The sequence below is a fragment of the Rubrobacter aplysinae genome (assembly GCF_001029505.1).
GTDB lineage: Bacteria > Actinomycetota > Rubrobacteria > Rubrobacterales > Rubrobacteraceae > Rubrobacter_A > Rubrobacter_A aplysinae.
The window spans coordinates 38,951-48,270 of record NZ_LEKH01000020.1 but is presented as its reverse complement, the minus strand read 5'-3'; the positions used below and the strand labels follow the sequence as shown (position 1 = coordinate 48,270).

Annotated in this window: 11 protein-coding genes; 3 read left to right on the top strand and 8 right to left on the bottom strand. The window is 68.3% G+C overall.

Translation table 11 applies throughout. From position 1 onward, the window contains the following. The first annotated feature begins 316 nt into the window (after positions 1–316). Complete coding sequence (locus ABD53_RS14270) at positions 317–1,675, top strand: phosphomannomutase/phosphoglucomutase (RefSeq protein ID WP_047866490.1); 1,359 nt, start codon at positions 317–319, stop codon at positions 1,673–1,675. Between the two features lie 14 nt (positions 1,676–1,689). On the opposite strand, the gene ABD53_RS14265 is transcribed toward ABD53_RS14270, so the two are convergent. The 8 genes from ABD53_RS14265 to ABD53_RS14230 all read right to left on the bottom strand — a co-directional run bounded on the left by ABD53_RS14265 (position 1,690) and on the right by ABD53_RS14230 (position 7,337). Beyond that, entirely contained in the window at positions 1,690–2,175 is a 486-nt protein-coding gene (locus tag ABD53_RS14265; protein ID WP_053058119.1) for a hypothetical protein, read from the bottom strand. 94 nt (positions 2,176–2,269) lie between these two features. Continuing rightward, positions 2,270–2,767 (bottom strand): G/U mismatch-specific DNA glycosylase, encoded by a 498-nt coding sequence (gene mug, locus ABD53_RS14260; RefSeq protein ID WP_047866489.1) that lies wholly within the window; start codon positions 2,765–2,767, stop codon positions 2,270–2,272. 129 nt (positions 2,768–2,896) lie between these two features. Further along, positions 2,897–3,622, bottom strand: a complete 726-nt coding sequence (locus ABD53_RS14255; protein ID WP_084709719.1) for a BON domain-containing protein — start codon at positions 3,620–3,622, stop codon at positions 2,897–2,899. Between the two features lie 193 nt (positions 3,623–3,815). Continuing rightward, complete coding sequence (locus ABD53_RS14250; RefSeq protein WP_047866487.1) at positions 3,816–4,028, bottom strand: BON domain-containing protein; 213 nt, start codon at positions 4,026–4,028, stop codon at positions 3,816–3,818. 30 nt (positions 4,029–4,058) lie between these two features. Next, on the bottom strand, positions 4,059–4,940 hold the full coding sequence (locus ABD53_RS14245; RefSeq protein WP_053058118.1) for a DR2241 family protein: 882 nt from the start codon (positions 4,938–4,940) through the stop codon (positions 4,059–4,061). Next, a complete protein-coding gene (locus ABD53_RS14240) occupies positions 4,921–5,757 on the bottom strand; it encodes a CbiX/SirB N-terminal domain-containing protein (protein WP_047866486.1) in 837 nt (278 codons plus the stop codon). The genes ABD53_RS14245 and ABD53_RS14240 overlap by 20 nt, the downstream gene beginning before the upstream one ends. Before the next feature lie 176 nt (positions 5,758–5,933). Next, positions 5,934–6,863 carry a triphosphoribosyl-dephospho-CoA synthase gene (locus tag ABD53_RS14235; protein ID WP_084709717.1) on the bottom strand — a complete coding sequence of 310 codons (930 nt, stop codon included), beginning with the start codon at positions 6,861–6,863 and terminating at the stop codon, positions 5,934–5,936. Positions 6,864–6,878: 15 nt separating this feature from the next. After that, positions 6,879–7,337: a redoxin domain-containing protein gene (locus tag ABD53_RS14230; protein WP_047866484.1), complete on the bottom strand. Its 459-nt coding sequence runs from the start codon at positions 7,335–7,337 to the stop codon at positions 6,879–6,881. Between the two features lie 164 nt (positions 7,338–7,501). Between ABD53_RS14230 and ABD53_RS14225 the strand changes: the two genes are divergently transcribed. Beyond that, positions 7,502–8,119 carry a DUF1684 domain-containing protein gene (locus tag ABD53_RS14225; RefSeq protein ID WP_047866483.1) on the top strand — a complete coding sequence of 206 codons (618 nt, stop codon included), beginning with the start codon at positions 7,502–7,504 and terminating at the stop codon, positions 8,117–8,119. Between the two features lie 64 nt (positions 8,120–8,183). Next, a complete protein-coding gene (locus tag ABD53_RS14220) occupies positions 8,184–9,320 on the top strand; it encodes a carboxylate-amine ligase (RefSeq protein WP_053058117.1) in 1,137 nt (378 codons plus the stop codon).

Genomic DNA, 9,320 nt, shown 5'->3' with positions numbered 1-9,320 from the left:
CCCCCGCCACAGGAGCGTCGCCCAGAAGCGGCAGCCCCCGCCCCCGGAGCCCGCTCCACAGCGCCGCGGCGACCACCATGAGGCCGTAGAAGACGGCGGCCAGCCTGGTGGCCCGGGGTCCCAGTTCAGCGCCCCGCAGCGGAGCGGCCGGAGCGTCCCCCACGGGTTGCACGAAAAGCGCCGCAGGAGACGAAAAAGGCTGCAAGAGAGGCCATAAAGAGATATTGTACCGGAGACGCGATACCAGGCGGCGCGGCGACGTGCCAGCGAGCGCCGGGTAATAAGTGCCGAGTAAGCCGGAGGTAGAGAGACAGAGATGATCGACGAGTCGATATTCAAGGCTTACGACATCCGGGGCGTCTACGGGGACACCCTGGACGAGGGCGTAGCCCGGGATATAGGCCGGGCCTTCGTCAACTACCTCGGGCTCTCGGGCTCCCGGGTAATAGTCGCCCGCGACATGCGGCTCTCCGGGGAGCCGCTGGAAGAGGCGTTTATCGAGGGGGTGACCGGCTCCGGGGCGGACGTGCTGGATCTTGGCCTGGTCTCCACGGACGCGCTGTACTTCGCCGTCGGGCACCTGGAGGAGCCGGGCGGGGCCATGATAACCGCCTCCCATAACCCTCAGGATCACAACGGCTTCAAGCTCTGCCGCGAGGACGCCATAGCCCTCTCCGGCGACGAGGGGATATACCAGATCCGGGACCTCATAAAGTCGGGCAGGATGCCCGGCCCGGCGGAGTTCGCGGGCTCCGTGGAGAAGAGCGACATCACCCAGGAGTACGCCCGCCACTGCCTCTCGTTCATAGACCGGGAGAGCCTAGAGAGACCACTGAAGATAGTGGTGGACGCCGGTAACGGCATGGCCGGAAAGATGCTGCCCCCGATCTTCGAGGGCCTGCCGTTCGAGTACGTGCCGATGTACTTCGAGCTGGACGGCTCCTTTCCGAATCACGCCCCGAACCCCATAGAGCCGGAGAACGTCCGCGAGCTCCAGGAACGGGTGGTCTCAGAAGGCGCGGACTTCGGGGCCGCCTTCGACGGCGACGCCGACCGGGTGTTCATCGTGGACGAGAAGGGGCAGGTCATCTCGGGTGACCTCGTCGCCACCCTCGTCGCCAAGAACATCCTGATGAAAGAGCCCGAGGCCACGATCATCTACAACGCCATCTGCTCCCGGGCGCTACCCGAGCTCGTGTGGAGCGAGGGCGGGCAGGCGATCCGCAGCCGCGTCGGCCACTCCATTATCAAGCCCCAGATGCGCCAGCACGACGCCGCTTTCGGCGGTGAACACTCCGGGCACTTCTACTTCCGGGACAACTACTTCGCCGACTCCGGGACCATCGCCATGCTGACCTTCGCGGAGCTGGTCGCCGCCCAGGACGGGCCGGTGTCGAACCTGATCTCCCCCATAGACCCCTACGTGCGCTCCGGCGAGATCAACTCCGAGGTCTCCGACCAGGGGGCCAAGATGGATGAGATAGAGGGATACTTCGCCGAGGCGGAGGGCGCGAAGATAGACCACCTGGACGGCCTGACCGTGGACCTCGGGACCTGGTGGTTCAACCTCCGGCCCTCGAACACCGAGCCTCTGCTACGCCTGAACGTCGAGGCCAACGACCGGGAGACCCTGGAGCACAACCGGGACATGGTCCTGGAGATGGTGCGCGGCTAAACCCTAACCACCCTCTAACCGCCTTCCACCGGGATGGTAACGGTCTCGCCGCCGTAGTCGTTTTCGAGGTCCCGGCCCTCGACCGTTATCCTTTCCACCCCTTCCGGTATCCGGAGGCCGCTCTGGGTGCGGGTAAAGGGCTGCTCGCCGGCGTGGTCGTGCATCAGCTCGCGCTTACCGAGCACCTCGCCCTCCTGGTCGAGCACCCGCCAGCCGTCCGCGTATCTCTCGGGAGAGTCGTAGGGGGAGGATACGGTCACGGAGAGGGTGTATTCATCCCCGCCTCCGCCCCGGAGCTCGGCCTCCAGGATGTCCGGGTACATCTGACCGCCGGAGCCTGTAGAGACCTCGGATCCACCCGAGTCCCCGCCGCCCTGCTGGCCACCGCCGGTGCTCCCGGACCCGCCGCACGCCCCGGCCATCCCCGCTACGAGCACGAGCGCTAGCAGCGGCCCGAGGGCCCGCCGCGCTAGACTCCCCTGGTGCCTTTTATCTCCCATGAGAAACTACCTCGCTTCCCCGCTTCCGGTGCTCCGCAGCCATACTCCGTATACGTTACCGGGCGCCGTGCGGACCATCCCGGCCGCGCCGGGGCTACTCCAGAAACCTCCGTAGCGGACGGTAATGATCCACCAGCTCGGGCAGGCTCATGCGGTTCAGGCCGGACGGCGAGGGCACGACCACGTCCGTGACGCCCGGCACGGCGCTCCCGGGTTGCAGCCCCCACTCGACCTTCCGGGTGGATACGAACAGCCGGTAGACGCCGATCCCCGTGTAGGCTACCGCCCGGGGCCGGTACTCGGAGAGCCTCTGGCGGAGCTCGGCGGCTCCTGCTCTTATCTCCTCCCGTTGCAGCTCGTCGGCCCGGCGCGTCGGGCGGGAGACCAGGTTGGTAAATCCTATCCCCCGCTCCAGAAGCTCCACGTCCTGCTCCGGCGAATACTCCCGGTCCGTGATGCCGGCCTCCGAGAGAACCTTCCAGAACCGGTTCGACCGGTGGGCATAGTGATACCCGGTGGCGCCGGACGAGAGCGACGGGTTATAGCCGCAGAAGACGAGCGAAAGCCCGGGCTCTAGGAGGTCCCGGGCCACGGCCGCTCCCCCTCCGCTCTTTGCGGGGAGGCATATATATACAAGATACACGGGTTGGGAGCGGACATAGAAAAGCCCCGGGCAAAACCCGGGGCTCCAGAAAGCGCAGAAAACACCTTGCGGTGCAAGCTAGACGTCGGCCACCGTAAGCTCGTTTCTGACCTCACGGACGCCGTCCGTGGCGGTGGCGACACTCTCTATGGTCTGCTTAACGTCCTCCGAGGGCACGGGGCCGCGCAGATCCACGACGCCGTCGTTGACCTCGACGTTTATCTTGGGCAGGCCCTCTGTATCCACCTGCTCCCCGATACCCGTGCGAATCCTCTGCTCGATGATCTGGTTCCGCTCCGTCATGTCCATCTCGGGATGTCCTTCCTCGCCTACTAGGGGTCCGGCGGCCGGATCGGAGAAGTCGCGGTCGGCGCCGATAGTGTTCGCCTCACCCGGGGTCTGGTAGTTGGCGGCCCCGGAGGCCCCGCCCGCGGATCCAACCTGCGAGCCGGAGCCCCAGGTCTGGCCCCGCTGGGCGGCCGGGCTGCCCGACTCGGGGTTGTGCATGCCGGTGCCCCCGCTAAAGGAGGAGGAGGTCCCACCCCGGCCGCCTCCCGAGCGGCCCAGCAGGCTGCCCACGGCAAGCCCCGCCACGGCAAACAGTCCGTACTTGAGATAACGCGCCGACTTCGGCTCGCTGGAGCTCAACGCCTTGCTGGCGAGCTTCGCCTCCGCCTTCGCGCCTCGTACGGCGTGACGGCCACCGAGCTTCGCCGCCTTTGCGCCGCCTTTGAGCGCGTACGGCGCGGCCTTCCGCGCCACCCTGGCCTTCGTCCTGTTACTTACTAGCTGGCTCCGTGCCATAGAACTTCCTCCATCTCTCTGGTCTCGCCTTACCCTACTCGTTTTCGCTGCTTTTCGCTGCGTTTCGGCTCTTTCACGAGGAGTACCCGATACCGCTCCGGGAGAAACACGCTACAGGCCAGCCACAGCCTAACGCGGCAAGCGAAAATTCTCCAGCCTCCCCTGGCGGCTCCGGGGCCCGCTCCGCAGCCCGCTACAGCTTGCATACTATACCCTCGACCCCGTCCACACCGCTCACGACCTCCCGTACCGCCCGGCCCTGCTCCGCGGTGAGACTACCGTGAAGCGTGACGACGAGCTTGCAGGAGCTTACGTTTACCCGGGGCAGGCTCCTGGTGCGCGGGTCACGGCCCAGGGCCCCGCGTACGAGCTGCACCAGGTGGGCGTCGTTGGCCGGTGTGGTCATGCCCTCCGGGCGTGTCCCCTGGCGCGCCTCCTACTCGCCATCCCCCTCGTCGCCGGGCGGCTGGAGCTTGGGGGTCAGGGTCTGGCTCCGGTAGCGCATGCGGCGCTCGTTTAGCGGCTCCTCGAACTCTGCCTCGCGGGCGAGCCGCACGTCGCCGGTGGAGGCGGCCTCCACGAGGGCGGCGAGGTCCCCGCGCTCGCTGGCGGTAAGGTCGGTAGAGTCGGCCAGATCACGCTCCTCCTCACGCTCGAAGGCCCTTACGCGCCGGGCGAAGGAGACGAACACGCTGCACGGCTCTGGGCAAGGTATCTCGCCGCCGCCCCGGTCCATGTCCAGCGGCACGTGCTCGTCCACGTCCCACAGGGTTCTCTTGAGGCACACGGAGTCCTCGCAGCAAGCCCGCGCCGCCCTCTTCACCCCCGCGTCCGAGAGGCTCTGGATGCGCTGGTAGATGCCGGTCTGCCGGGCGGCGTTCTCACGGTAGCTCGTTATCTGCAACTCCCCGGCGCGCTCCAGGTACCAGTGGACCACCGCCGCCGGGTAGAGATAGCCCATCGCCGCCGACAGCCCCTCCTCGTCGGCGAGCCGGAGCAGCCAGCCCCGGCGGAGGTTCGGGGCGCTTTTCAGCGGCCGGTACTCCCCCGTCTCGGTTAGCTTGGCTATCTCCCGCGCCTGGCGCGGGTCCTCGTACGTGTTCAGCTCCCGGGGTAGGCGGTCCACGTCGTCGGCGTGCCGCAGCTCGTAGCCGCCGCCGGTCGGGCCTGAAGGGGTCTCGTCCGGCTCGACGCGCCGGATGAGGACCTGGGCGAAGACCCTGCCGGCCGGCTCCTCGGAGACCCAGGCGGAGAACGCCTCCCGGGCCCTCCGGGCGAGGGGCCGGGTCCGGGCGGGATCAGGAGACGCCGGATGCAAACGGCTCCCGTTCTTGCGAGTTTCCAGAATCTCCCGAACTTCCCGATCCTTCCGGGGCGAGGGCCCGCGCCCGGGCGGCGATGAGCCCCGCCATCGAGGGATGAGTGCCCACGGGCGCGCCGTAGAACACCGTCTTCTCCGTCTCACCTGCGTCTCCCGGCAGCCGGGTCACCTCCCCGGTGAGGCCGAGGTCCTCGGGGATGGTCTCGCGGGTGTGCCAGCCATCGGCGATAAAGACCGGGAGCACGATGAGGTTGGCCGCGTCGGAGGCCTCCACTACGCCCTTGATCTCTGGCTCCTGATCCAGGAACCCGACCCCGATCTCGTCGTAGCCGCCGCGCTCGCGGATACGCTCCGCGTTGAGGTAGATGACGCCGCTGGAGTTCTTGTTCATATCCGTGCCGTGGCCGAGCAGGACGAGCTCTGTCTCTCCCGGTTCCGGGCTCTTGTCCCGCATCAGATCCGCCGTGCGCTCCAGGATCACGTCCGCCATCAGATCGAAGGTCCCCAAGGGCCCGGCGTAGCGTATCGTCTTGCCGCCGCGGTGCGTTACCTCGCCGTCAAGCCCGAGCTCGCGCGGTATCACCTGCTGGGTAAAGTACCCTTCGGAGATGAACGCCGGCACGACGTAGACCTCCTCGGACTCGATGGTGTTCAGCACGTGCCGCATCGAGGGCTCCTCCTTCCAGAAGCACTCGACGACCTCGTCGTACTCCTCGGGAAACTCTTCTCGGATACGCCGTGCGTGCTCGTACACGGGCAGGCTGGAGTCTCCGTTGAGGTGGGACCCGTGCCCCACTATTACTAGCGCCTTCACCCTACCGGGCCTCCTCTCCTGAGAGACTTCGCTTACTCTTGCGCGCTCCGCGCGTCTCGCGCCGCTCAGCCGGACTACGGTTGGATTCTAACCGAACCGCCTCCGGGAACCGGGGAAACTTCTTACGCTTCTTACGCCCCTTACGAGGGCCTCTTGCCGGACCCGGCGCCCGAACTTCAGCCGCCGGTTGCGGGCCGCAGGCGGCCGACGAGGGCGTCGGGTCCGTAGGCGAGAGAGACCAGGAACGCGGCCGGGATCACGTACGGCTCCGTCGCCGTGGGCGAGAGTCGGGAGTCGGCGCGGAGTATGCCGTCCAGGTTCTGTACGGCCTGCAGCCCGCGCCGGGAGTGCGCGCCGCCGGACTTGAGCGCGCCCCGGGCCATGCGCGAGACGTCCTCGGCCTCCTGCCGCCCGGCCCGGCGCGCAACGTCGAGGTCGGGAACCTCGGAGAGCACCTCCAGGTAGGACTGCACCAGCGAGGCCCGGGCGGATTCGGCGCGGGAGAGCGAACCGAGCAGCGCGGGCTCGGCGAGGCCCCGGGTCACCTCGTAGTCGCGGGCGTACTCGCGGGCGAGCGGGTCGCGGGAGGCGGTAAAGCGCATCACCTCGCGCAGCGTGGTCTCCCGGGCCTCGCCCGAGCCCCCGAGCGCAAGGCTCAGGGCGCCCCTGAGCGGCCCGGGGTCCCCCGCGAGATCCAGCGCCCGCGCAAACGGCGAGACCTCGGAGGCCCCGAGACGCGAGAGCACCCGGCTCGCGGCCTCGCCCGTGGCGGCGGATCTCACGAGCGGGGCGAGCATGGCGGCCGCCCGCTGCCCGGCGTCGGCCCCCAGGAGCAGCGCGCCCCGCACCGCCTCTAGCACGGCCTCGCCCACGCCGCCCGCGGCGCTACCGTCCGAGGCGAGGCTGGAGAGCGCCTCGCGGGCGGGCACGGCGGAGAGCATCCGGGACTCGTGCGACGTCCCGGTGTCCGCGTAGCGCGACCCGACGCCGGGCGTGGGCGCGCTGTACACCAGGGTCAGCGTCGTCGTGACGCAGGCCGCGATCACCGGGGCCGGAACCGGCGCTGGCTTGTTGGGTCTATCGGCTCTGCCCTCGCCTCGTTGCAAGCTCCTCCTCCCGGCCTAGAGGGCCTCGTCCAGGTCGGCGAGCACCTCGTTCAGCGGCGGCTGCTCCCCCGGAGAGTCCTCAACCCGGCGGGTGCGGATCACACCCTCCGAGTCTATGACGAAGTACGCCCTCTCGGGGAAGCCCCGCTCGTGTTGGACCCCGTACTCCGAGAGCGCGTCCCCCCGGAAGTCGGAAAGCAGCGGGAACGTGATGCCGCGCTGCTCGGCGAAGGCCCGGTGCGACCAGGGGGAGTCGGCGCTCACGGCGGCCACGGAGGCTCCGCGCTGGGAGAACAGCTCCAGGCTGGCCTGCAAGAACCCGAGCTGGTCGCTGCACACGCTGGACCAGTCACCGGGGTAGAAGAACAGCACCACCGGCCCGCCGGCGTTGAGCTCCGACAGAGAGACCTCGTTGCTCCAGTCGTCCGCCGGCAGGCTGAACTCCGGGGCCCTGTCTCCAACTCCTGGCGTCATGCGCCTCCTCTCGAACTTCTCGAACCTCTCGGTGTTCCGGTGCGCCGTACGGGCCGTACGGGCCGCGTCGTCGGTTATCGGATATTCTAACCACGCGCCAAGGTCCCGGCAGCAGGTTATACGTCTCGTCCACCATCCCACCCCGGAGGAGGAAGACCGTCACAGTGTCCGACTACGAACAGCTTCTCGACTACCGCCGCCGCGTCGCGGAGATGTACGCCCGCGCCTGCTCCCCCGAACGGGACGAGGCGGCCCGGCTCACGGAGTTCCGTCGGGAGAGGGACGAGCTTTTCCGCCACCATTCACAGTCGCCGCTGCCGGAGGAGGATCGCGCGGGTTTCCAGGGGCTCGACTACCATCCCTACGACCCCGCGCTGCGCTACACGCTCCGGGTGGAAGAGGCGGAGCCCGAGACGCTCGCGCTGGACCTCGACGGGGACGGCACGACCCGGCTGCGCCGGTTCGGGCGGGTGGGTTTCGAGCTCGGCGGCGCGGAGGTCTCGCTCTCACTTTTCTGGATCGAGGGCTACGGCGGCGGGCTCCTGCTGCCGTTCCGGGACGCCACCAGCGGCCGCGAGAGCTACGGCGGCGGCCGCTACGTGCTCGACACGATAAAGCACGCCGACCTCGGCGCGGAGGCCGGGGGCCTCGTCGTGGACTTCAACTACGCCTACAATCCCTCCTGCGCCTACAATCCGCTGTGGGACTGCCCGCTCCCCCCGCCGGAGAACCACCTGCCGGTGGCGGTCACGGCGGGAGAAAAGGCCTACGGCGAGATCTAAAGTTCTAAAAAGATCTAAAAGAGCTAAGCGAGGAAAGCGATGACACGAGACAGGATAGCCGGAGATGATGGCCGAAGGTAAGAGCCTGATCCCGGAGGACGCCTACGAGACCGGCGCGCCGGAGGCGATGCTCGGGGCCGAAGAGGAGTTGTGGCTCGCCGACCCCGGCTCCGGCAAGCTCGCGGGCGGGGCGCAGGAGATCCTGGCCGACGCCCCGGAGGGCGACTTCTCGGGCGAGCTCATAGACTGCGAGATAGAGTCAAACTCCGGCGTCCACCCCGCTCCCGGTGGCGTGGCGGGGGACCTCGTTAGCCGCCGGCGAGCCCTCGCCGGCTACGCGGACGGCCTCGGCCGCCTGCTCGGGGCCAGCGGCACCCATCCCATCGGGGACTTCCGGGAGCAGGAGATCATCGACCAGCCCCACTACCAGCGATTGAAAGAGAAGCTGGGCTGGCTCATCCGGCGCAACAACACCTTCTCCCTGCACGTCCACTACTCCGTCGGCGGCAGGGAGCGGGCGATCTACCTCTACAACCGCCTGCGGGAGTACGTGCCGCACCTCCTGGCGCTCTCGGCCAACTCCCCGTTCTGGCAGAACGAGCTCGTGGACCAGCACTCCGCCAGGGCCTTCGTGTTCTCCCGGGGCGTGCCGCGAGCCGGGCTCCCCGAAGCCTTCGCCAACTGGTTCCGCTACACCGAGCACCTGGACCTCCTGTACCAGACGGGCCGGATAGCCAAGCTCGGTGAGATCTGGTGGGACGTCCGCCCCCACCCCGTCCTCGGCACGATGGAGATCCGGGCCTTCGACGCCCAGACCGACGCGGCCCGTAACGAGGCCCTGATAATCCTCACGGCAGCCCTCTGCGATCGCATCCTCGCAGAATACGACTCCGGCGAGCCCCGCCCGATACTCCCGGTGCGCGAGATCGAGGAGAACAAGTGGAGCGCCCAGCAGTACGGGCTGTACGGCGAGTTCCTGGACCCCGGACGCGGCGAGGCTGTACAGACCCGCCGCGCCGTGGAGTCACTCGTAGAGTGGCTCGAGGCCGAGACGGAACGCGACCTCTCCGGCGCGCAAAGGCTGCTAGAGGACGTCCCCGAGTCCGTCCGCCAGCTACAGGTGTACCGCGAGACGGGATCCACGTTCGCGGTCGTGCGCGACCTGGCAACCCGCACTACGTCCGGCCTCGCCGGTCCGTAA

What these genes read in the sequence shown, in the direction of transcription:
- ABD53_RS14255 (WP_084709719.1), bottom strand. Translation starts at nt 3,622, where the DNA reads ATGGCACGGAGCCAGCTAGTAAGTAACAGGACGAAGGCCAGGGTGGCG.
- ABD53_RS14270 (WP_047866490.1), top strand. Translation starts at nt 317, where the DNA reads ATGATCGACGAGTCGATATTCAAGGCTTACGACATCCGGGGCGTCTAC.
- ABD53_RS14250 (WP_047866487.1), bottom strand. Translation starts at nt 4,028, where the DNA reads ATGACCACACCGGCCAACGACGCCCACCTGGTGCAGCTCGTACGCGGG.
- ABD53_RS14230 (WP_047866484.1), bottom strand. Translation starts at nt 7,337, where the DNA reads ATGACGCCAGGAGTTGGAGACAGGGCCCCGGAGTTCAGCCTGCCGGCG.
- ABD53_RS14220 (WP_053058117.1), top strand. Translation starts at nt 8,184, where the DNA reads ATGATGGCCGAAGGTAAGAGCCTGATCCCGGAGGACGCCTACGAGACC.
- ABD53_RS14265 (WP_053058119.1), bottom strand. Translation starts at nt 2,175, where the DNA reads ATGGGAGATAAAAGGCACCAGGGGAGTCTAGCGCGGCGGGCCCTCGGG.